Source organism: Noviherbaspirillum phoenicis (assembly GCF_047237965.1).
Taxonomy (GTDB): domain Bacteria; phylum Pseudomonadota; class Gammaproteobacteria; order Burkholderiales; family Burkholderiaceae_D; genus Noviherbaspirillum_A.
The window spans coordinates 39,179-59,434 of record NZ_JBDFLX010000001.1 but is presented as its reverse complement, the minus strand read 5'-3'; the positions used below and the strand labels follow the sequence as shown (position 1 = coordinate 59,434).

General features: G+C 60.8%; 21 protein-coding genes. 7 read left to right on the top strand and 14 right to left on the bottom strand.

Features of this window, described 5'->3' with window-relative positions; genetic code table 11:
• The first annotated feature begins 50 nt into the window (after positions 1–50).
• Together ABC383_RS00260 and ABC383_RS00255 are read left to right on the top strand one after the other, a co-directional pair.
• The gene (locus tag ABC383_RS00260; protein WP_413010890.1) at positions 51–1,229 is read left to right on the top strand and encodes a PepSY-associated TM helix domain-containing protein; all 1,179 of its coding nucleotides are present in this window, start codon (positions 51–53) and stop codon (positions 1,227–1,229) included.
• Positions 1,226–1,417, top strand: coding sequence for a hypothetical protein (locus ABC383_RS00255; RefSeq protein ID WP_413010888.1), 192 nt, complete (start codon positions 1,226–1,228; stop codon positions 1,415–1,417). Before ABC383_RS00260 ends, ABC383_RS00255 begins: the two co-directional genes overlap by 4 nt.
• On the opposite strand, the gene ABC383_RS00250 is transcribed toward ABC383_RS00255, so the two are convergent.
• Positions 1,401–1,943 carry a YaeQ family protein gene (locus ABC383_RS00250; RefSeq protein WP_413010886.1) on the bottom strand — a complete coding sequence of 181 codons (543 nt, stop codon included), beginning with the start codon at positions 1,941–1,943 and terminating at the stop codon, positions 1,401–1,403. The two genes, ABC383_RS00255 and ABC383_RS00250, sit on opposite strands and share 17 nt — an antisense overlap.
• A 51-nt stretch (positions 1,944–1,994) precedes the next feature.
• On the opposite strand from ABC383_RS00250, the gene ABC383_RS00245 reads away from it, so the two are divergent.
• Together ABC383_RS00245 and ABC383_RS00240 are read left to right on the top strand one after the other, a co-directional pair.
• The gene (locus tag ABC383_RS00245) at positions 1,995–2,603 is read left to right on the top strand and encodes a DUF1415 domain-containing protein (RefSeq protein WP_413010884.1); all 609 of its coding nucleotides are present in this window, start codon (positions 1,995–1,997) and stop codon (positions 2,601–2,603) included.
• A gap of 366 nt (positions 2,604–2,969) precedes the next feature.
• Entirely contained in the window at positions 2,970–3,302 is a 333-nt protein-coding gene (locus tag ABC383_RS00240) for a hypothetical protein (RefSeq protein WP_413010882.1), read from the top strand.
• Between the two features lie 84 nt (positions 3,303–3,386).
• Here ABC383_RS00240 and cysM read toward each other — a convergent pair whose 3' ends face one another.
• From cysM to gyrA, 13 genes are all read right to left on the bottom strand, one after another.
• Positions 3,387–4,289, bottom strand: a complete 903-nt coding sequence (gene cysM, locus ABC383_RS00235; protein WP_413010880.1) for a cysteine synthase CysM — start codon at positions 4,287–4,289, stop codon at positions 3,387–3,389.
• Positions 4,290–4,431: 142 nt separating this feature from the next.
• On the bottom strand, positions 4,432–4,764 hold the full coding sequence (locus tag ABC383_RS00230; RefSeq protein WP_413010878.1) for a ComEA family DNA-binding protein: 333 nt from the start codon (positions 4,762–4,764) through the stop codon (positions 4,432–4,434).
• Positions 4,765–4,866: 102 nt separating this feature from the next.
• Positions 4,867–5,829 (bottom strand): D-glycero-beta-D-manno-heptose-7-phosphate kinase, encoded by a 963-nt coding sequence (gene rfaE1 / locus ABC383_RS00225; RefSeq protein ID WP_413010876.1) that lies wholly within the window; start codon positions 5,827–5,829, stop codon positions 4,867–4,869.
• A gap of 13 nt (positions 5,830–5,842) precedes the next feature.
• Positions 5,843–7,018 carry a lipopolysaccharide assembly protein LapB gene (gene lapB / locus ABC383_RS00220; protein ID WP_413010874.1) on the bottom strand — a complete coding sequence of 392 codons (1,176 nt, stop codon included), beginning with the start codon at positions 7,016–7,018 and terminating at the stop codon, positions 5,843–5,845.
• Positions 7,019–7,077: 59 nt separating this feature from the next.
• Entirely contained in the window at positions 7,078–7,377 is a 300-nt protein-coding gene (locus tag ABC383_RS00215; RefSeq protein ID WP_413010872.1) for a LapA family protein, read from the bottom strand.
• Positions 7,378–7,473: 96 nt separating this feature from the next.
• Complete coding sequence (locus tag ABC383_RS00210; RefSeq protein WP_194712875.1) at positions 7,474–7,779, bottom strand: integration host factor subunit beta; 306 nt, start codon at positions 7,777–7,779, stop codon at positions 7,474–7,476.
• An 11-nt stretch (positions 7,780–7,790) separates the two neighbouring features.
• Entirely contained in the window at positions 7,791–9,509 is a 1,719-nt protein-coding gene (gene rpsA, locus ABC383_RS00205) for a 30S ribosomal protein S1 (RefSeq protein WP_194712876.1), read from the bottom strand.
• A 139-nt stretch (positions 9,510–9,648) separates the two neighbouring features.
• A complete protein-coding gene (gene cmk, locus ABC383_RS00200; protein ID WP_413010870.1) occupies positions 9,649–10,332 on the bottom strand; it encodes a (d)CMP kinase in 684 nt (227 codons plus the stop codon).
• Positions 10,332–11,657: a 3-phosphoshikimate 1-carboxyvinyltransferase gene (gene aroA / locus ABC383_RS00195; RefSeq protein ID WP_413010868.1), complete on the bottom strand. Its 1,326-nt coding sequence runs from the start codon at positions 11,655–11,657 to the stop codon at positions 10,332–10,334. Before aroA ends, cmk begins: the two co-directional genes overlap by 1 nt.
• Positions 11,657–12,568 carry a prephenate dehydrogenase gene (locus ABC383_RS00190; protein WP_413010866.1) on the bottom strand — a complete coding sequence of 304 codons (912 nt, stop codon included), beginning with the start codon at positions 12,566–12,568 and terminating at the stop codon, positions 11,657–11,659. The genes aroA and ABC383_RS00190 overlap by 1 nt, the downstream gene beginning before the upstream one ends.
• 23 nt (positions 12,569–12,591) lie before the next feature.
• The gene (gene hisC / locus ABC383_RS00185) at positions 12,592–13,701 is read right to left on the bottom strand and encodes a histidinol-phosphate transaminase (protein ID WP_413010864.1); all 1,110 of its coding nucleotides are present in this window, start codon (positions 13,699–13,701) and stop codon (positions 12,592–12,594) included.
• 77 nt (positions 13,702–13,778) lie between these two features.
• A complete protein-coding gene (pheA, locus tag ABC383_RS00180; protein WP_413010862.1) occupies positions 13,779–14,855 on the bottom strand; it encodes a prephenate dehydratase in 1,077 nt (358 codons plus the stop codon).
• Between the two features lie 26 nt (positions 14,856–14,881).
• Complete coding sequence (gyrA, locus tag ABC383_RS00175; RefSeq protein WP_413010860.1) at positions 14,882–17,527, bottom strand: DNA gyrase subunit A; 2,646 nt, start codon at positions 17,525–17,527, stop codon at positions 14,882–14,884.
• Positions 17,528–18,070: 543 nt separating this feature from the next.
• Between gyrA and ompA the strand changes: the two genes are divergently transcribed.
• The 3 genes from ompA to ABC383_RS00160 all read left to right on the top strand — a co-directional run bounded on the left by ompA (position 18,071) and on the right by ABC383_RS00160 (position 20,226).
• Entirely contained in the window at positions 18,071–18,718 is a 648-nt protein-coding gene (gene ompA / locus ABC383_RS00170) for an outer membrane protein OmpA (protein ID WP_194712883.1), read from the top strand.
• Positions 18,719–18,835: 117 nt separating this feature from the next.
• Entirely contained in the window at positions 18,836–19,537 is a 702-nt protein-coding gene (gene ubiG, locus ABC383_RS00165; protein ID WP_413010858.1) for a bifunctional 2-polyprenyl-6-hydroxyphenol methylase/3-demethylubiquinol 3-O-methyltransferase UbiG, read from the top strand.
• Positions 19,538–19,545: 8 nt separating this feature from the next.
• Positions 19,546–20,226 (top strand): HAD family hydrolase, encoded by a 681-nt coding sequence (locus ABC383_RS00160; RefSeq protein ID WP_413010856.1) that lies wholly within the window; start codon positions 19,546–19,548, stop codon positions 20,224–20,226.
• Positions 20,227–20,256: the final 30 nt, after the last annotated feature.

Genomic DNA, 20,256 nt, shown 5'->3' with positions numbered 1-20,256 from the left:
CTTTCTATCGCCAATGTTGCGGTGAACGCACATAAAATTTCCAAAACCCAATGACACCCACCGCCATCCGCCGCTGGTCCTGGATCCATAAATGGAGCAGCCTGATCTGCACCCTGTTCATGCTCCTGCTCTGCCTGACGGGCCTGCCGCTGATCTTCCATCATGAAATCGGCCATCTGCTGGGCACGGAGGTCGAAGCGCCTGAACTGCCGGCAGCCACGCCGCGCATCAGCCTGGACCGGGTAATGGAAACGGCGATTGCCCGCCATCCCGGCAAGCAGGGCATGTTTGTTTCCCAGGAGCCCGACGATGACCGGGTCTGGTATGTGACGCTGGCCGATACGCCCACTTCGGACAAGGACCTGAAACAGGTGGCGGTTGACGCCCGCACCGGCCAGCCGCTGGCCGAACCCAAGCTGGACGAAGGCTTCATGCACGTCATGCACAGCCTGCATGTGGACCTGTTCGCCGGACTGCCCGGCACCCTGTTTCTCGGATTCATGGGCGTGCTGCTGATGGTGGCCATCGTGTCCGGCGTGGTGCTGTACGCGCCTTTCATGCGCAAGCTGGACTTCGGCACGGTCCGGCGCGACCGCACGCCGCGCACGCGCTGGCTGGACATGCACAACATGCTGGGCATCGTGACGCTGGCGTGGGCATCGGTGGTCACGCTGACCGGCATCATCAACACCCTGGCCGACCCGCTGATCGACCTGTGGCGTTCCGACCAGGTCAGCGAGATGACCTCGCAGTACAAGGGGCTGCCGCCGCCGGCGCGCATGGGTTCGCTGCAGACGGCGGTCGATGCGGCGATGGCGCTGGAGCCGGAAATGAAGATCCGCTTCATCGCCTTCCCCGGCACCTCGTTTTCCAGCCCGCACCATTACGGCGTTTTCCTGCGCGGCGAATCGCCGCTGACCGCACGCCTGTTCAAGCCGGTACTGGTGGATGCCCAGACCGCGCAGGTGACGGACAGCCGCGCACTGCCGTGGTACGTGACGGCCCTGCTGCTGTCCCAGCCGCTGCACTTCGGCGACTATGGCGGCACGACTATGCAGATACTCTGGGCGCTGCTCGATCTCGCCACCATCATCGTGCTCGGCAGCGGGCTGTATCTCTGGCTGCGCCGCGGCACCCGTACGGCAGAAAACAGCAGGCAAGCACAGCCGGGGAGCATGCCGCGCGGCGCGCCGGCGCAATCGCCGCTGCTTTCCAGGGAAAGCCGATGAAGCGCTCGTTCCTGCAAATGTGGGGTTGGCCGATTGCGATCGCGGTCTCGACGCTCGCAGGCCTGATCGCAGGCCTGGTCGGCGATGGCGGCTGGGATCTGCTGGCCGCCATCGCGCTCGGGGTTCCGGCGCTGTCCTGCATCTGGCTCGGCACCAGGCGGCGCGGGCAAGCTAGCCGGGCGCCTTGAGCAGCGTGAAGTCGACCTGCAGCGGCTCGCTGCCGTTGCTGATCCAGATCTGGCCATCCTGTACCGTGCACTGCAACTGCATGCTGCGGCTGGCCATGGCCTCCAGCGCCAGGCTGGTTTCGCTGGCCAGGTTGTAGACCGACAGATTGCGCGCCCGCTCCACGCGGCTACCCATCTGTCCCCACCATATCGCGCTGGTGCTGCTGTAGCTGTACACCACCACCTGGCTGGCGCGGCCGCAGGCCTTGAGCATGCGACGTTCATCCGGCTGGCCAACGTCGATCCAGAGGTCGATCGCGCCGGTCAGGTCCTTCTGCCACAGATCCGGCTCATCGACATCGGACAATCCCTTTGCAAACATCAGCGATTCGCTGGCGTGCCTCACAAAGGCAAGCAGCCTGACCATCAGGCGTTCATCGGTTTCGGATGGATGCCGCGCCAATGTCAGGCTGTGATCCTGGTAGTAATGCCGATCCATGTCTGCAATCTGCAGGTCGGCTTTATAAATCGTTGACTTCAAGGCCATAATTCAGGTCCAAACATTTTCCAAGGAGCGCAAGAATAGCCGATCAGCGCGATGCGAAAGCACGCACGGCTGTTCTTGCATGAAAAAAACATGACGACCACTCATTCCGGCTCGCATCAGGACGTAATCAATGCGGTTTCAACCTGGCTGGAACGCGCCGTGATCGGGCTCAACCTCTGTCCCTTTGCCAAGGCAGTTCACAACCGGGGCCAGATCCGCTACGCCGTCAGCGAAGCGACGGAACCGGAGCAACTGGTTCGTGACCTGACGCAGGCACTGCAGCACCTGCATGACTGCGACCCGGCTGTCACCGACACCACCTTGCTGATCCATCCGTGGATACTGCAGGATTTCACCGAATACAATGAATTTCTTGGCATTGCCGAACTGATCCTGTCCAGCCTGGGGATGGAGGGAGAAATCCAGATCGCCAGTTTCCACCCCGATTACCAGTTTGCCGATGCCCACAGGGACGACATCGCCAACTTTACCAACCGCTCGCCCTATCCGATCCTGCATTTGCTGCGTGAAGACAGCATCACGCGCGCTGTCGCGGCCTATCCGGATCCGGATGATATTTACAAGAGAAACATCGCCACGCTGGAGAAGCTCGGCCGCAGCGGTTGGGATGCCTTATTCAACAAAAACGAACAAACCTAAAAAAACGCGCGTGTTTGTTCGATGATAGGTGAGATATTTCTCATATTTATCAATACCTTGCAATTGCCTCAGCAATTGCAAAATACTTAGCCGCTTTTCGTGACAAGGATTAAAGCCTTGGATAAAATCCCGGCCAGAACCCATCCTGACTCATCAGTAAGCCAGCAGTTGGTTTCTTTAAGGAAAATTATTTCTTTTTTTCTATTTTTTTGAGAAACTTGGCGTTTGCACGAAATTATCCGTCGGCATATTGCACTAACGAATTGTCAGTTTATTAAATACTGGCGCCTTGTGGACCAGAAAGACATTCCGCGTCACTAACGCCTTTCCCGTCCTTGACCTAGTACCATGGAAGTCATACCGACCATGAATAATCCTCATGAACAACCAGCCAACCTGCTCAATGAGCCCGCCGGTTACGATCCGAACAACCTGCTGGACTCGCTGATTGAAAGGCTGAACCTGAAAAATGACGCCGCCCTTTCCCGGGCTCTCGAAGTTGCACCGCCCGTGATCAGCAAGATCCGGCATCGCCGCCTGCCGGTAGGCGCATCGCTCCTGATCCGCATGCATGAAGTCAGCGATCTCACCATCCGTGAACTGCGCATTCTGATGGGCGATCGCCGCGAGAAATTCCGCATCAGCGACAAACAGTTCAAGCCCAAGAACGCCGCTTCCGATACCGCGTCGGACGACTGACGCTGCGTTGAAAATCAGAGCCTGTTACGGATCCCGGCTTCCACGCTTCCGCCTGAAGTCCATAACAGGCTCAAGCTTCCAGCCTCAGGCAGGAAACACGCCGGTAGAGAGGTAACGATCGCCTCGGTCGCAGACGATGAACACGATCGTGGCGTTTTCAACTGTCTGGGAAAGGCGCAAGGCTACCTCGCAAGCGCCGGCAGCCGAAATTCCGCAGAAAATTCCTTCTTCAATCGCCATGCGGCGCGCCATGTGCTCCGCTGCCGCCTGGCTGACGTTTTCCACCTGATCAACCCTTGAACGGTCGAAGATTTTCGGCAGATAGGCTTCCGGCCATTTCCGGATTCCGGGAATCTGGGAACCTTCCTCGGGCTGGGCGCCGATGATGCGAACCTCCGGGTTCATTTCCTTCAGATAGTGCGATACGCCCATGATGGTGCCGGTGGTGCCCATGGCACTGACAAAATGGGTGATCTCTCCCTTAGTGTCGCGCCAGATTTCCGGGCCAGTCGTTTCATAGTGCGAGCGCGGATTATCCGGATTCGCGAACTGGTCGAGAATGATGCCCTGCCCTTCCTTTTGCATCTGCTCTGCAAGGTCGCGAGCGTATTCCATGCCGCCGGTCTTGGGCGTCAGGATGATCTGCGCCCCATATGCCGCCATGCTCTGGCGACGCTCAAGACTGAGATTCTCGGGCATCAGGAGCACCATCTTGTACCCGCGCATCGAGGCGGCCATTGCCAGCGCAATGCCGGTGTTGCCGCTGGTCGCTTCAATCAGCGTGTCGCCAGGCTTGATCTCGCCGCGCTCCTCGGCGCCCTTGATCATCGCGAGTGCTGGCCTGTCCTTCACGGAGCCTGCGGGGTTATTGCCTTCCAGCTTGCCCAGAATGACATTGTTGCGCCGGGCAGCCTCTTCTCCTGGTATGCGCTTCAACTGGACCAGGGGGGTATTGCCTACGGTGTCTTCGATGGTGGGATAGTGCATGGTGGTGTGCATCCACGTTAAATAAAACACCATTTTAATCGGAGACGCCACCGACCGCAGAAAGCCTGTGCGAGCCGGAAAGGATGCCTACCCATAAAAAAACCCCGCATGCGCGGGGCTGGTACATCATTCACTGCTTCGATCAGGATTTCTTGGCCTCTTCCTTCTTGACCGTCTTGCCGGCCGGCGCTGCCGTACTTTTCCCAATTGCCTGCCCGTTGACGCGCAGCCCGGCTTCGGAGAGTTTTACAGCCTTTTTCTCCTTCACGCCCTTGACCCGCTTTTCAACGTCGGACCAGTCCTTGAAATCACCCTTCTTGCGCTCCTCCACAATAGCCTTGGAGAGCGATGGACCGATCCCTTTAACACCATCCAGCGCGGCTTGATCGGCCTTGTTGATGTCCACGTCGGCCGCGAAAGCGGCGCTCATGGCTGACAGGCAGAAAACGAGAGACAGCAGGATTTTTTTGAACATAACGATACTCCGAAAGCACTTCATACGACCAATGTGATTCGGACATGATCCATGTCTGCCCGCCTTAACGGCTCAAGCTGCTTGCGGTTGACAGTGCCGCAGTCAGAACCCGAACAATTCTTCCCGGGTGACAGTCGCCGTACCCAGCTTGCCCACCACGATACCGCCTGCCCGGTTAGCGATCTCCACCGCATCTTCCAGCGGCACCTGAGCACCGAGCATGCTGGCCAGCGTGGCAATGACGGTGTCGCCCGCGCCGGACACGTCATACACTTCGCGCGCCATGGCGGGGAAATGCCTGACGCTGGCGGCGGTGTAGAGCGTCATGCCCTCTTCCGAACGGGTTACCAGCAGGGCTTCCAGGGCAAGCTCTTCCCGCAGGTTCTGCGCCTTGACGGTCAGTTGCTCCTCGGTCTTCCAGCTGCCCACGATATGCTGCAGTTCGGCCCGGTTGGGCGTGAGCAGCGAAGCGCCGGCATACGGCGAGAAATCATCTCCCTTGGGGTCGACCAGCACCTTCTTTCCCTGGCTGCGCGCCGCCTTGATCATGGCCGCCACATTGACCAGGGCGCCTTTGGCATAGTCGGACAGCACCACGATGTCGTACTCGGGCAAGAGCGCGTTGAACTTGCTGAGCTTGTCGCGCAGAACGATGTCGCTCGGCGCCTCTTCGAAGTCGATGCGCAGCAACTGCTGCTGCCGCCCGATGACACGCAGCTTGATGATGGTAGAGATCGCCGGGTCGTGGTTCAGGTAGCTCGCCGTGCCTGTTTCTTTCAGCATGCGTTCGACAATCGCAGCGGCCTCGTCGTCACCGACCACGCCCATCAGGCCGGTCTGCGCGCCAAGCGCACTTGCATTGCGCGCCACATTGGCTGCCCCGCCCAGGCGCTCTTCCCGTCGCTGCACGCGCACGACCGGAACCGGCGCCTCGGGCGAAATGCGGCTGACTTCACCGAACCAGTAACGGTCCAGCATGATGTCGCCGGCAATGAGCAGGCGGGCGGAATGGAGGGCGGCCGGGGCCGGTATATATTCGGACGGCGTGAGCGATGAAGGGTTCATGGAATTGTCGGCTTCAGTTCATTACATTCAATTCTTCGGTGCGGCGCGGCGGATAGGTTTCCCATTGGCTGCAACCCGGGCACTGCCAGTAGAACTGGCGCGCCTTGAAACCGCAATGGCTGCACTGGTATCGCGCCAGTTTCTGGGCATAGCCATGGACGAGATTGCGCACCAGTGCCAGATCCGATTGGTATTCGGCCGGGGCGCTCATCATCCGCGCCTCCAGCATCTTGTCCAGCCCCAGCAAGGTCGGGGTACGCTTCAGTTCGTCGCGCACCAGCTGATTGGCCGCATCCACGCCGTTCAGTTCCAGAACCGCCTTGTAGACCACTTCCAGCAAATCGATCGACGATGCTTCGGTCAGATAAAACTTCAACAGGCTGACACCTTCCTGTGGCCGACCCAATGAGCGATAACCGTCCATTAAGCGTTGCGCAACCAGGGCCACATGCGGCACGCTTTGCTGCTCCACCCGCCGCCATGCCAGCAACGCCGCCTCGGTGTCGCCGCGCGCCAGATGCACATCCCCTATCAGCATGGTGGCGCGCACATTCTTGCGATCCGCGGCAACGGCATTTTCCAGCATCAGCAGTGCCGCATCGGGATGGGTGTGCACCAGTTCGTCCTGCGCGAGTTCGCAATAGAACTGCGCAATTTCCTTTTGCCGGCTGCCGGCGCCGGATTCCTGCAGGCCGCGGGCTGCCTCAATGGCGCGGGTCCACTCCTTTTCACGCTGATAGATTTCCAGCAGCGCACGGCGGGCCTGCACCGAATAGTTGGTGGCCACGAGCTTGTTGAACGCCTCTTCCGCGCGGTCCAGCAAGCCCGCCTTCAGGTAATCCTGCCCCAGTTCATACTGGGCTTGCGCCTGGTGTTCCAGCGGCAGATCCGGCCGGGCCAGCAGGTTCTGGTGGACCCGGATGGCGCGCTCGGTTTCCCCCCGGCGGCGGAACAGGTTGCCCAGTGCGTAATGCAGTTCGATGCTCTCGGGATCCAGCTTCATGATCTCGATGAAAGCGTCGATGGCCTTGTCCGGCTGATCATTGAGAAGAAAGTTCAGGCCCCTGAAATATCCCGTCGGTAATGTTCGCGATTCAGACACCAGTTCGCGGATATCGACGCGGGCGGCGATCCAGCCCAAGGCAAAGAAGATCGGGATGCCAAGCAGCCACCAGGTTTCAAATTCCATGCGGATTCATCTGTTGTTATTCGGAGGCGGCTCGGCGGCCGGCTCTCGTTGAAAGTCGCTCAATAGGCGTCGGGACGCGCTGGTTGAGCAGCGGCTTGAGGCTCGTGGACTGCCGGTGCGCCGGGAGCGGCACTCTGGTGGCGGGGCTGACTACGCCGGTAACGCAGCAGCGTCGGCACCATTGCCAGCACGCCCAGCACCGCGCCGCCGCCAAAGAAGGCCAGTAGCATCAGCACCAGCGGCGCATGGACCTCGTAGCCAAGAAAAAAACGCAGCGCGACTTCCTGGGTGTTTTTCAGTGCGAAGCCGAAAAACAGAATGAACAGGACAATGCCAACGATGCGGGATAAAAACTTCATGTCCGGTATTCCTCGTCTTCCGGGCTAAAAACAGCCGAAATTGTACGCGAAAAAAAACGGCATCCGAGAATGCCGTTTTCTTGTGCCGCAAATGACTCAGTCTTCCTTGATCGGCTGCCCAACCATGGCGTCAACCCGCTCCCGCAACTCCTTGCCTGGCTTGAAGTGCGGCACCCGTTTCTCGGGCACCATCACCTTGTCGCCTGACTTCGGATTGCGGCCGGTGCGCGGCGGCCGGATATTCAGCGCAAAGCTGCCGAACCCCCGGATTTCAATGCGCTGCCCGGTGGCAAGCGCATCGGCCATCGCATCCAGCAGCGTCTTGACCACGTAGTCCGCATCCTTGGCAACCAGCTGCGGATAACGTTCGGCCAGACGGGCAATCAGTTCCGACTTAGTCATCGATTACGACCTTATTGCTTGTTGTCGAGCTTCGCTTTCAGCAGCGCGCCCAGGCTGGTGGTGCCCGAAGCCGCGTTGGAATCGACAGCCATCTTCTGCATGGCTTCCTGGGTCTCGGCATTGTCTTTCGCCTTGATCGACAGCTGGATGCTGCGAGCCTTGCGATCGATGTTGATGACCAGGGCTTCGACCTTGTCGCCGACTTTCAGGTGGGTACCGGCATCTTCCACGCGGTCGCGGGAGATTTCGGATGCACGCAGATAGCCTTCAACTTCCTCGGACAGCTGGATCACGGCGCCTTTCGGCTCCACCGATTTCACGGTGCCGGTGACCAGCGAACCCTTGTCGTTCATGGCAGCGAAGTTGTTGAACGGGTCGCCTTCCAGCTGCTTCACGCCCAGCGAAACACGCTCGCGCTCGACGTCGATGGCCAGAACCACGGCTTCCAGTTCGTCGCCCTTCTTGAAGCGACGCACGGCTTCCTCGCCGCTTTCGGTCCAGGACAGGTCGGACAGGTGCACCAGGCCGTCGATGTTGCCAGGCAGGCCGATGAACACGCCGAAGTCGGTGATCGACTTGATCGCGCCGGAGACGCGGTCGCCCTTCTTGTGGGTCATCGCGAAGTCGTCCCATGGGTTCGGCTTGCACTGCTTCATGCCCAGGCTGATACGACGACGCTCTTCGTCGATTTCCAGAACCATGACTTCGACTTCGTCGCCCAGCTGGACAACCTTGTTCGGTGCCACGTTCTTGTTGGTCCAGTCCATTTCGGAAACGTGCACCAGGCCTTCGATGCCCTGCTCGACTTCCACGAACGCGCCGTAGTCGGTCAGGTTGGTGACCTTGCCGAACAGACGGGTGCCCTGCGGGTAACGACGGGACAGACCGGTCCAAGGATCGTCGCCCAGCTGCTTGACGCCCAGCGAAACGCGGTTCTTTTCCTGATCGTACTTGAGGACCTTGGCGGTGATTTCCTGGCCAACCGACAGCACTTCCGACGGATGACGCACACGACGCCATGCCAGGTCGGTGATGTGCAGCAGGCCGTCGATGCCACCCAGGTCAACGAACGCGCCGTAGTCGGTGATGTTCTTGACGATACCGGTGACGACGGTGCCTTCCTTCAGGGTTTCCATCAGCTTCTGGCGCTCTTCGCCCATCGATGCCTCGATGACGGCGCGGCGCGACAGCACGACGTTGTTGCGCTTGCGGTCCAGCTTGATGACCTTGAATTCCAGGGTCTTGCCTTCGAAAGGCGTGGTGTCCTTGACCGGACGGGTGTCGACCAGCGAACCCGGCAGGAAGGCGCGGATGCCGTTGGTCAGAACGGTCAGGCCGCCCTTGACCTTGCCGTTGACGGTGCCGGTGACGATTTCGCCGGATTCCATCGCTTTTTCCAGCGACAGCCAGGATGCCAGGCGCTTGGCCTTGTCACGCGACAGGATGGTGTCGCCGAAACCGTTTTCCAGGGACTCGATGGCAACGGAGATGAAGTCACCAACATTGACTTCCAACTCGCCGTTGTCATTCTTGAATTCTTCGATGGGGATGAACGCTTCGGATTTCAGGCCGGCGTTGACGATCACGAAATTGTGGTCGAGGCGCACGACTTCAGCGGAAATCACTTCACCCGAGCGCATGTCTTGACGCGACAGCGATTCCTCGAACAGAGCTGCGAAGCTGTCTGCTCCAGGAGTTCCGGACGCAGGGGACATTAATACTGTAGACATAGGTTAGATTGGGGTTAGCCAGTGCAACGCGACATGCGAGACATCTGGGTTAAGGTTTTTCAACACCGCGCAGGGCTTGGGTCATGCGCGGCACCAGGTACTGCCAGAACTTCCTAAATGCCGCCGGAATGTGCGATTTTCAACCGGCTTCATGCCTTTTCTTTACAGCCGCGTACCAGTTAAGAACCTGACTGACGGCCTCATCGGCGCTCATGTCGGAAGTATCCAGCAGGTATGCCCCTTCGGCAGGTTTGAGGGGTGCTATCGAACGGTTGGCGTCGCGCGCGTCGCGTTCAGTCAAATCTTGAAGAAGGTCGGCCATGTTAGCAGCAAAACCTTTTTCAATCAATTGCTTATAACGCCTCTGCGCACGAGCTTCCACACTTGCAGTGAGGAAAACCTTGAGTTGTGCATTCGGAAAGATCACCGTGCCCATGTCGCGCCCGTCGGCTACCAGTCCGGGCGGCTTGCGAAAGCCCAGCTGCAGGCCGGCCAGCGCATGCCGGACCGTGGGCAGCACGGCGATGCGGGAAGCGGTGTTGCCGACTTCTTCCTTGCGGATGGCCTGGCTGACGTCTTCCTTGCCGAGATAGATATGTTCGCCCACAAAGGAGCACGGCAGGTGTTCGGCCAGCTTGGCCAGCGCATGCTCGTCTTTGAGCGACGTATCCTGGCGCAGCGCGCACAGCGCCGTCAGCCGGTACAGCGCGCCGGAATCCAGGTAGTGAAAGCCCAGACGGTCGGCGACGCGGTGCGCCACGGTGCCCTTGCCGGAGGCAGTCGGGCCATCGATGGCGATAACGGGAATGGGATGGCCAGCCATTAGAACAGTTCGTCCTTGGTGATCGATGCGAAGGCGTCGAAATAATCGGGGAAGGTCTTGGCCACGCATTTCGGATCATTGATGCGGATGCGGCTGCCGCGCCGTGCCTGGCCGGTCAGCGAAGCCAGTGAAAAGCACATGGCCATGCGGTGGTCGTCGTAGGTATCGATGGCCGCCGGCAGGATGGTGGCCGGCGGCGTCACGCGCAGGTAGTCGGCGCCCTCTTCCACCTCGGCCCCCAGCTTGCGCAGTTCGGTGGCCATGGCCGTCAGGCGGTCGGTTTCCTTGACCCGCCAGCTGCCGATATTGCGCAGCGTCGACGGGCCGTCGGCGTACAGCGCAGCCACCGCGATGGTCATTGCCGCATCCGGTATGTGGTTGAAGTCGGCGTCGATCGCCTTGAGCGCGCCGTTGGAACGCGCCTCCACCCAGTTCTCGCCCATGCTGATCGAGGCGCCCATCCGCTCAAGCGCCTCGACGAAGCGCAGGTCGCCCTGGATGCTGTCGCGCCCCACGCCTTCCACCCTGACCGGGCCGCCTGCGATCGCGCCGGCGGCCAGGAAGTAGGAGGCAGAGGAGGCGTCGCCCTCGACATGGATGCTCCCCGGGCTGGCATAGTGCGCGCCGGCCGGCACCGTGAAAGACTGCCAGCCATCGCGCTCGACCTCGACGCCGAAGCGGCGCATCAGGTTCAGCGTGATTTCGATATAGGGCTTGGAGATCAGTTCGCCGACCACGTTGATCGTGACCGGCTGCTCGCGCGCCATCAGCGGCGCGGCCATCAGCAACGCCGTCAGGAACTGGCTCGACACATTGCCGCGCACCGCCATCCGGTGGGTATGGATCATGCCGCGCTGGATATGCAGCGGCGGATAGCCGACCTCGCCGGTATAGGCGATCCGCGCGCCGACCGCGTTGAGCGCGTCGACCAGGTCGCCGATCGGCCTTTCATGCATGCGCGCCACCCCATGCAGCGTGTAGTCGCCACCGGTGACGGCCAGCGCCGCCGTCAGCGGCCGGATCGCGGTGCCGGCATTGCCCATGAACAGGTCGGCCTGGTGGGTCGGGAATGCGCCGGCCACGCCCTGCACCGTGTAGTCCTGGCTCTCGCCCGCCTGCTCCCAGCGCACGCCCAGCTTTTGCAGGGCCATCAGCATCACGTGGGTATCGTCGGACGCCAGCAATTCGCGGATATCGGTCGTGCCTTCGGCCAGCGCGGCCAGCAGCAGCGTGCGGTTGGAAATGCTTTTCGAGCCCGGCAGCCTGACCGTGCCGGCGGCATGGATGGCCGGCTGCAGGTCGAGTGTATGTGGATAGCGCTTCATCAGTCACCGCCTTGTCTTGTTTGCTTTTCCGCCGCTTCGATGGTGCTGATCCAGTCGTGCCGCGCTTTCTGTGCGTTGGCATACACCGACTCCAGCGCAACGCCGTCGGCGGCAGCCAGCATGGCGCGCAGCCGCTGGAGCTGTGCCAGGTAGGCATCGAGCTCGACCAGCATCGCATCCTGGTTGGCCAGCGTAATGTCGCGCCACATTTCCGGCGAGGAGCCGGCGATGCGGGTGAAATCCCGGAAGCCGCTGGCGGCATACTGGAACAGCAGGTCGGCATGCGGCTTTCTGGCGATGTCATCCACCAGCGCATAGGCCAGCAGATGCGGCAGATGGCTGACGGCGGCAAAGACGCGGTCATGCTCCTCCGCGGTCAGGGCATGGATCACCGCGCCGCACTGCCGCCAGGCCTGGGCTACCCGCTCGACATCTCCGTCGGCGTTTTCCGGCAGGGCGGCCAGCACCACCTTCTTGCCGACATACAGGTCGGCAAGCGCGGCATCCGGGCCGTTCTGTTCGCGTCCCGCGATCGGATGGCCGGGCACGAAACAGGCAATCTTGCTGCCCAGCGCGGCGCGCGCCGCCGCCACCACGTCGGTCTTGGTACTGCCGGCGTCGGTGACCACCGTACCAGCACCCAGATGGGGCTGGATGGAGGCCAGAATCGCGCCGGTCTGCGCCACGGGCGCTGCGATCAGCACCAGGTCGGCGCCATCGACCGCTTCGGCCGGCGAGGTGGTGTAGGCATCGATGATGCCCAGTTCGCGCGCCCGTTCCAGAGAGTGCCGGGTACGTCCGGCGCCGACGATCTGCCCGACGGCGCCGGCCTTTTTCAGGGCCAGCGCGAAGGAGCCGCCGATCAGGCCAACGCCAAAAATGGCGATCTTGCGAAACAGTGGCGTCGTCATGCCGTGCTCCCGCTGCGAACCGGTCACGCGGCCAACGCCTTCTTCAGCGCATTGAGGAACGCCGCATTCTCCTGCGGCAGGCCGATGGAAATCCGCAGCCACTGTGGCAGGCCGTAGTTGTTGACCGGCCGCACGATCACGCCCTGCTTCAGCAGGGCCAGATTGACGCGGCTGCCGGCGGCGTCGTCATTGCCTGCCTTCATCAGCACGAAGTTGCCGTAGGACGGCACATACTCGATGCCCATGTCATCGAACGCCTCGGTCAGCTGGACATAGCCGGCCGCATTCATCTGCGCGCTCTTGTGCAGGAATTCCTTGTCGTTCAGGGCCGCGATTGCCGCCGCCTGCGCCAGGCTGTTGACGTTGAACGGCTGGCGTATCCGGTTCAGCAGATCGGTCAGCTGCGGCTGGGCGATCGCAAAGCCAACGCGCAGTCCGGCCAGGCCGTAAGCCTTGGACATGGTGCGCGACACCAGCAGGTTGGGGAAACGCCTCACCCATTCAACCGACTCGTACTGCAGCTGTGGCGCCAGGTATTCGTTGTAGGCCTCGTCCAGCACCACCACGACTTCGGGCGGCACCGCGACCAGGAATTTCTCGATCTCGGCAGCGGGAACGAAGGTGCCGGTCGGATTGTTGGGATTGGCAATGAAGACCAGCCGCGTGTCCGCCTCGATGGCGCGCGCCATGGCGCCCAGATCATGGCCGTAGTTCACCGACGGCACCACGATGGCGCGCGCGCCCACGCCCTGGGTTGCCAGCGCATAGACGGCGAACGAATACTCGGAATAGACGATGGACTGCTGCGGCTGCACGAAGGCATGCGCGGCCAGCTCAAGGATGTCGTTGCTGCCATTGCCCAGCGTGATCCAGTCTTCGGGCACCTGGTATTTCGCGCTGATGGCCTTCTTCAGCTCGAAGCCGTTGGCGTCGGGATAGCGGCCGATGTCAGCTACCGCCGCCAGCATGGCCTGGCGCGCCGATTCCGGCATGCCCAGCGGGTTTTCATTGGAGGCCAGCTTGACGATGCCCGCCTCGTCCAGGCCGAATTCACGGGCTACTTCGGAAATCGGCTTGCCGGCCTGATAAGGCGCCAGGCGGCGTACATATTCGGGTCCAAATTCTGTAGGCATGATGATCTGTAATTCAGTGGTTGACTTGACAGCAGCGGGAAGCAGGCGTCAGGCGGCGAACAAGCGCCGCCGGCGCGCTAGGACAGACTGCAGGGATAGGAACCCAGCACCTTGAAGAAGGCGGCGTTTTCCTTCAGTTCGGCCAGGGCTTTTGCCATGCGCTCGTCGTCGCGATGGCCCTCGACATCGACGTAGAAATAATATTCCCAGGTTCCCATGCGGGCAGGCCGGGATTCAAAGCGCGTCATGGACACGCCATGCTTGGCCAGCGGGGCCAGCAGGTTGTAGACCGCGCCCGCCTTGTTGGCCACCGACAGCACCAGCGAGGTATGGTCATGCCCGCTTGGCGCCGTGCGCAGCCGGCCGATCACGGCAAAACGGGTACGGTTGTGCGGATCGTCCTGGATATGCGCATTGACCACCTGAAGGCCATGCTTTTCGCCGGCGATCTCGCCGGCAATTGCCGCCACCGCCGGGTTCTCGGCAGCCATGCGCGCCGCTTCGCCATTGGACGATACCGGGTTGCGCTGGATGGATGGATAGTGCTGGTTCAGCCAGGCCTGGCACTGCGCCAGCGCCTGCGGATGCGCGCAGATCTGGCTCACGCCTTCCATCGCGCCGCTCTTCGTCATCAGGCTGTGATGCACCGGCAGCGAGACCTCGCCGCTGATGGTCAGCGGCGTCTGCAGCAGCAGGTCGAGCGTGCGATTGATCGCGCCCTCGGTGGAATTCTCTACGGGCACCACACCGAAGTCGGCGGTGCCGGCCTCCGCCGCGCGAAACACTTCATCGATTGACGCGCACGGCATGCCTTCCACCGCATGGCCGAACTGCTGATACACGGCCTGCTCGCTGAAGGTGCCGACCGGACCAAGATAAGCCACCGTTACCCGCTTCTCCAACGCCCGGCAGGCCGACATGATCTCGCGGAAGATGGTCTGCACATCGCCATCTGCCAGCGGGCCGGGGTTGCGCTGCGCCGCATTGCGCAGCACCTGCAGTTCCCGTTCCGGCCGGAACACCGGCGCATTCGTTTCCGCCTTCACATGCCCGACTTCCTGGGCCACGCCGGCACGCTGATTCAACAGCTCAAGAATCTGTCTGTCGATTGCGTCGATGCGTTCGCGCAGCGGGGTCAGCTTGTCATCACTCATGTCCTGGTTCCTTGCGACCGCCTGGTTTATTCCTGTTCCGCCACCGGAGCATCGGGGGCGTCGGGGGCGTCGGGATTGTCTTCATCCGCCTCGGCCACATCCGATTCCACGATACGCTGCAAGCCCGACAGATGGGTGCCGTCTTCCACCGCAATCAGGGTCACGCCCTGGGTGGCGCGGCCCATCTCACGGATTTCGGCAACCCGGGTACGGATCAGCACGCCGCCGGTGGTGATGAGCAGGATCTCGTCGCTGACATCGACCAGCGTCGCCGCCACCACCTTGCCATTGCGCTCGCTGGTCTGGATCGCGATCATGCCCTTGGTGCCGCGGCCATGACGGGTGTATTCCGTGATCGGCGTGCGCTTGCCATAGCCGTTCTCGGTCGCCGTCAGCACCGATTGCTGCTCGTTTTCCGCCACCAGCAGGGCGATGACCTGCTGCCCTTCTTCCAGGCTCATGCCACGCACGCCGCGTGCGGTGCGGCCCATCGGACGCACATCGTTCTCGTCGAAGCGCACCGCCTTGCCGGAGTCGGAGAACAGCATCACGTCATGCTCGCCATCGGTCAGCGCCGCGCCGATCAGGAAGTCGCCCTCATCAAGGTCGACGGCAATGATGCCGGCCTTGCGCGGGTTGCTGAAGTCGGACAGCGGCGTCTTCTTGACCGTGCCCAGGCTGGTCGCCATGAAGATGTAATGATCTTCGGGGAAGGTGCGGTTCTCGCCCGACAGCGGCAGCACGACGGTAATTTTCTCGCCATCCTGCAGCGGGAACATGTTGACGATAGGCCGGCCGCGCGAATTGCGCGAACCCTGCGGCACTTCCCACACCTTGAGCCAGTACAGCCGCCCGCGGTTGGAGAAGCACAATATATAGTCGTGGGTGTTGGCGATGAAGATCTGGTCGATCCAGTCGTCATCCTTGGTCGCCATCGCCTGCTTGCCGCGACCGCCGCGCTTCTGGGCGCGGTATTCAGAGACTGGCTGCGACTTCATGTAACCGGTGTGCGACAGCGTCACCACCATGTCCTGCGGCGTGATCAAGTCTTCGGTGCCGAGGTCGGTGGCATTGTTTTCGATGGTCGAGCGACGCGGGTCCTTGCCGCCGCCGTATTCGTTGCGGGCGGCGGTCATCTCGTCGGTAATGATCGAAGTCACCCGCTCCGGCCGCGCCAGGATATCCAGTAGGTCGGCGATGGTTTCCATCACTTCGCGGTACTCGTTGACGATCTTGTCCTGCTCCAGGCCGGTCAGGCGCTGCAAGCGCATCTGCAGGATTTCCTGCGCCTGGTCGTCCGACAGCTTGTACATGCCATCGGGCTGGATGCCGTAGTGGCGCGGCAGGTTGGCCGGACGGAAGGCGTCGATGCCGCCAACATTGCTCTCGCCGGTGCGGGCCAGCATTTCACGGACCATGGACGAGTCCCAGGCCCGCGCCATCAGCTCGCCCTTGGCCACCGGCGGCGTCGGCGCCGCCTTGATGATGGCGATGAAGTCGTCGATATTGGCCAGCGCAACGGCCAGGCCTTCGAGCAGGTGGCCGCGCTCGCGCGCCTTGCGCAATTCGAACACGGTGCGCCGCGTCACCACTTCGCGGCGGTGCGAGAGGAAGGATTCCAGCAGCTGCTTCAGGTTCAGCAGCTTGGGCTGACCGTCCACCAGCGCGACCATGTTCATGCCGAAGGTGTCCTGCAGCTGGGTCTGCTTGTACAGATTGTTGAGCACCACCTCGGCGACTTCGCCGCGCTTGAGCTCGATCACCACGCGCATGCCGGATTTGTCCGACTCGTCGCGGATGTCGGAGATACCTTCCAGCTTCTTGTCGCGCACCAGCTCGGCGATTCTTTCCAGCAGCGACTTCTTGTTTACCTGATAAGGCAGCTCGTCGACGATGATCGCGGTGCGATGTTCCTTGCCGAATTCCTCGAAATGCGTCTTCGCGCGCATCACAACGCGGCCGCGGCCGGTACGATAGCCGTCGCGCACGCCAGAGATGCCATAAATGATGCCACCGGTGGGGAAATCGGGCGCCGGGATACGCTCGATCAGTTCATCCACCGTGGCGTCGGGGTTGTGCAGCACATGCAGCGCACCGTCGATGACTTCCGTGATGTTATGCGGTGGAATATTGGTGGCCATGCCCACTGCGATACCGGACGAGCCGTTGATCAGCAGATTGGGAATACGGGTTGGCAATACCGACGGCTCTTTTTCCTTGCCGTCGTAGTTGGGCACGAAGTCGACGGTTTCCTTGTCGATGTCGGCCAGCATCTCGCCGGCGATCTTGTCCAGCCGGCACTCGGTATAACGCATCGCCGCAGCGCCGTCGCCATCGACCGAGCCAAAGTTACCCTGCCCATCCACCAGCATGTAGCGCAGGGAGAATGGCTGGGCCATTCGGACCAGCGTGTCATAAATCGACGCATCGCCATGCGGATGGTATTTACCCATGGTCTCGCCAACGACGCGCGCGCATTTCACGTAAGGCCGGTTCCACACATTATTCATTTCATGCATGGAAAAGAGCACCCGCCTGTGCACCGGCTTCAAACCGTCCCGCACATCCGGAAGCGCGCGTCCAACGATTACGCTCATCGCGTATTCGATATAGCTCTTGCGCATTTCTTCTTCCAAAGAAATGGGAATAGTTTCTTTTGCGAATAAATCCATGGGATGTTCAGCTCAACTGATTCAGGTTGGAAGCGAGGCAAGCGTGAGGGAATAACCCAGCCTCAAAACTCATCATTTTATCATGGCGTTGCAACTGGCAGGCGTTGCAGCAGGGGAAAGACCTTACTCGCGGAATAAGGTTGCCTGTAGGTAATAATATAAAATATACAATTCCATCGCCTTGCCTAACACCACCCGAAAAGTCTACAAATGACAACAGTTTGCTATTTTGCAATACCGCAAAAGTCAGACAGGGCAGAATACTGGGAAGTTGGACGTCGGAAGAAAGCAGCCATTCCCTGGCCTGCCCCAAAGACGTTGCATAAAAACTACAAAGTATCAAAATCGTGGTTTAGGCTATTTGACAAGCCCCGTTTGGGCCATCAGCCTGTGGCAAAATGTAGGTTAGTTAAGATCATTGCATATGGTCAATTCTCTATATGTAATGGCCTAAACCGCATGGTATTATCCGTTCACCAACTATTTTGATGTGTCGATTTGTTGCGCAGTTCATCTGCGGATATCTCACCCGAGAGGAGAAACATGAATAAATTAGGAAAACTCGTCTTCGCTGCGTCCGCAGTCGTGGCTTTTTCTGCATCCGCGCAAGTGGTTACCGATATCAAGGCCAAGACCCCGAACAGCGCATATGTGCAGGACTCCCGTGGCGTGATCGTACGCGATCCGTTCGGTCTGTGCTGGCGCACTGGCCAATGGACTCCTGCTGACGCAGTTCCAGGTTGCGATGGCCCTCTGGTTCAAGCTCAGGCACCTGCCCCGGCACCTGTTGCCCCGGCACCTGCTCCGGCACCAGCCCCCGCGCCTGCTCCTACCTCCGAGAAAGTCACCTTCGCTGCCGACACCTTCTTCGACTTTGACAAGTCCGTTCTGAAGCCGGACGGCAAGGCCAAGCTGGACGACCTGACCTCCAAGCTGAAAGGCATGAACCTGGAAGTCATCATCGCTGTTGGTCACACCGACTCCATCGGCACCGATGCTTACAACCAGCGTCTGTCGGTCCGTCGCGCTGAAGCTGTCAAGGCCTACCTGGTTTCCAAGGGCATTGAAGCAAACCGCGTCTACACCGAAGGCAAGGGCGAGAAGCAACCAGTTGCAGACAACAAGACCGCTGCTGGCCGCGCCAAGAACCGTCGCGTTGAAATCGAAGTGGTTGGTACCCGCAACAAGTAATCGCATCTGTTCTGACAACCCCGCTTCGGCGGGGTTTTTTTATGCCTGGCTAGTTTGCGCCTCTTCCTTGCCGCAGTCGGACTGCAAGGTCCCTGCTTTCCCGCTATCATTCCCGCCATGAATGCCGACCCTTTAGAACTCCAGAAATTCAGTGACCTCGCCCATCGCTGGTGGGATCCGACGTCCGAATTCCGTCCTCTCCACGAAATCAATCCATTGCGCCTGGAATGGATCAACAACATTGCCCCGTTGGCTGGCAGGAACGTGCTCGACATCGGTTGCGGTGGCGGCATCCTTGCCGAATCCATGGCGCGCAAGGGCGCCAACGTCACCGGGATCGACCTCTCGGAAAAGGCATTGAAGGTTGCCGACCTGCACAGCCTGGAAAGCGGCGTGCAGGTCCGGTATGAACTGATTTCCGCCGAAGCCATGGCTGCCCGCGAGCCGGGCGCCTACGATGTGGTTACCTGCATGGAAATGCTGGAACACGTGCCGGATCCGGCGGCGGTCGTCCATGCCTGCGCTACCCTGGTCAAACCCGGCGGCCATGTATTTTTCTCGACCATTAACCGCAATCCGAAGTCCTACCTGTTCGCGGTGCTGGGCGCGGAATACATCCTGCGCCTTCTGCCGAAAGGAACCCATGACTATGCCAAGTTCATCAAGCCGGCTGAACTGGCGCAGTACATCCGCAACGCGATGCTGGACCTGAAAGGCCTGAAGGGCATGACCTACAATCCGCTGACCAAGGTGTACTCCCTGAACCAGGATACCAGCGTCAATTACATGGTTGCGGCAACGCGCCCGGCCAAATCGTAGGGCAGCAGATGCTTTCTTCCGACCTGACGCGGCAGCCTCAAGCCATACTTTTCGATCTGGACGGCACGCTTGCCGACACCGCGCCCGACCTGGCGCAGGCGCTGAACAGGCTGCGGCTTGAGCGGGGCATGGAGGCTGCGCCCTATGAGAGCCTGCGTCCCTACGCATCGGCCGGTGCGCGCGGCCTGATAAGGGCAGGACTGGGCCTGACGCCCGAAGCTGCCGAATACGAGGCCTTGCGGATCGCGTTCCTGAACAATTACGAAGCGGCGATCGCAGTGCATAGCCGCTTGTTTGATGGCGTACCGGAGTTGCTCGCCCAGCTGGACAGTTCCGGGATTGCCTGGGGCATCGTCACGAACAAGGCCATGCGCTTCACCGATCCGCTGGTTCCGCTGCTCGGCTTGGGACATGCGGCCTGCGTGGTATCGGGCGACACTACGCCGCATGCCAAGCCGCATCCGGCGCCGCTGCTGGAAGCGGCGCAGCGCCTGGGCAAGGCACCTGAATATTGCTGGTATGTGGGCGACGACATGCGCGACATCCAGGCCGGACGCGCGGCCGGCATGCTCACCATCGCCGCCGCCTGGGGTTATTGCGGCAGCGACGGGCCGACCCAATGGAACGCGCATGCCATCGCACAGGAGCCGCTGGAACTGCTTCGATTGATTTCGCACATTCCCTCTTGAAAGACCGGAAGGCAGCCACATCTTCTGCGG

Excerpts from the sequence above, each read along its gene's own strand:
- ABC383_RS00245 (WP_413010884.1), top strand. The coding sequence starts at position 1,995 with ATGCGAAAGCACGCACGGCTGTTCTTGCATGAAAAAAACATGACGACC.
- cmk (WP_413010870.1), bottom strand. The coding sequence starts at position 10,332 with ATGGCTGGCCATCCCATTCCCGTTATCGCCATCGATGGCCCGACTGCC.
- ABC383_RS00255 (WP_413010888.1), top strand. The coding sequence starts at position 1,226 with ATGAAGCGCTCGTTCCTGCAAATGTGGGGTTGGCCGATTGCGATCGCG.
- ABC383_RS00215 (WP_413010872.1), bottom strand. The coding sequence starts at position 7,377 with ATGAAGTTTTTATCCCGCATCGTTGGCATTGTCCTGTTCATTCTGTTT.
- cysM (WP_413010880.1), bottom strand. The coding sequence starts at position 4,289 with ATGCACTATCCCACCATCGAAGACACCGTAGGCAATACCCCCCTGGTC.
- ABC383_RS00160 (WP_413010856.1), top strand. The coding sequence starts at position 19,546 with ATGCTTTCTTCCGACCTGACGCGGCAGCCTCAAGCCATACTTTTCGAT.
- ABC383_RS00210 (WP_194712875.1), bottom strand. The coding sequence starts at position 7,779 with ATGACTAAGTCGGAACTGATTGCCCGTCTGGCCGAACGTTATCCGCAG.
- rfaE1 (WP_413010876.1), bottom strand. The coding sequence starts at position 5,829 with ATGAACCCTTCATCGCTCACGCCGTCCGAATATATACCGGCCCCGGCC.
- ubiG (WP_413010858.1), top strand. The coding sequence starts at position 18,836 with ATGAATGCCGACCCTTTAGAACTCCAGAAATTCAGTGACCTCGCCCAT.
- hisC (WP_413010864.1), bottom strand. The coding sequence starts at position 13,701 with ATGCCTACAGAATTTGGACCCGAATATGTACGCCGCCTGGCGCCTTAT.
- lapB (WP_413010874.1), bottom strand. The coding sequence starts at position 7,018 with ATGGAATTTGAAACCTGGTGGCTGCTTGGCATCCCGATCTTCTTTGCC.
- ABC383_RS00190 (WP_413010866.1), bottom strand. The coding sequence starts at position 12,568 with ATGACGACGCCACTGTTTCGCAAGATCGCCATTTTTGGCGTTGGCCTG.
- ABC383_RS00250 (WP_413010886.1), bottom strand. The coding sequence starts at position 1,943 with ATGGCCTTGAAGTCAACGATTTATAAAGCCGACCTGCAGATTGCAGAC.
- gyrA (WP_413010860.1), bottom strand. The coding sequence starts at position 17,527 with ATGGATTTATTCGCAAAAGAAACTATTCCCATTTCTTTGGAAGAAGAA.
- ompA (WP_194712883.1), top strand. The coding sequence starts at position 18,071 with ATGAATAAATTAGGAAAACTCGTCTTCGCTGCGTCCGCAGTCGTGGCT.
- ABC383_RS00260 (WP_413010890.1), top strand. The coding sequence starts at position 51 with ATGACACCCACCGCCATCCGCCGCTGGTCCTGGATCCATAAATGGAGC.
- ABC383_RS00230 (WP_413010878.1), bottom strand. The coding sequence starts at position 4,764 with ATGTTCAAAAAAATCCTGCTGTCTCTCGTTTTCTGCCTGTCAGCCATG.
- rpsA (WP_194712876.1), bottom strand. The coding sequence starts at position 9,509 with ATGTCTACAGTATTAATGTCCCCTGCGTCCGGAACTCCTGGAGCAGAC.
- ABC383_RS00240 (WP_413010882.1), top strand. The coding sequence starts at position 2,970 with ATGAATAATCCTCATGAACAACCAGCCAACCTGCTCAATGAGCCCGCC.
- aroA (WP_413010868.1), bottom strand. The coding sequence starts at position 11,657 with ATGAAGCGCTATCCACATACACTCGACCTGCAGCCGGCCATCCATGCC.
- pheA (WP_413010862.1), bottom strand. The coding sequence starts at position 14,855 with ATGAGTGATGACAAGCTGACCCCGCTGCGCGAACGCATCGACGCAATC.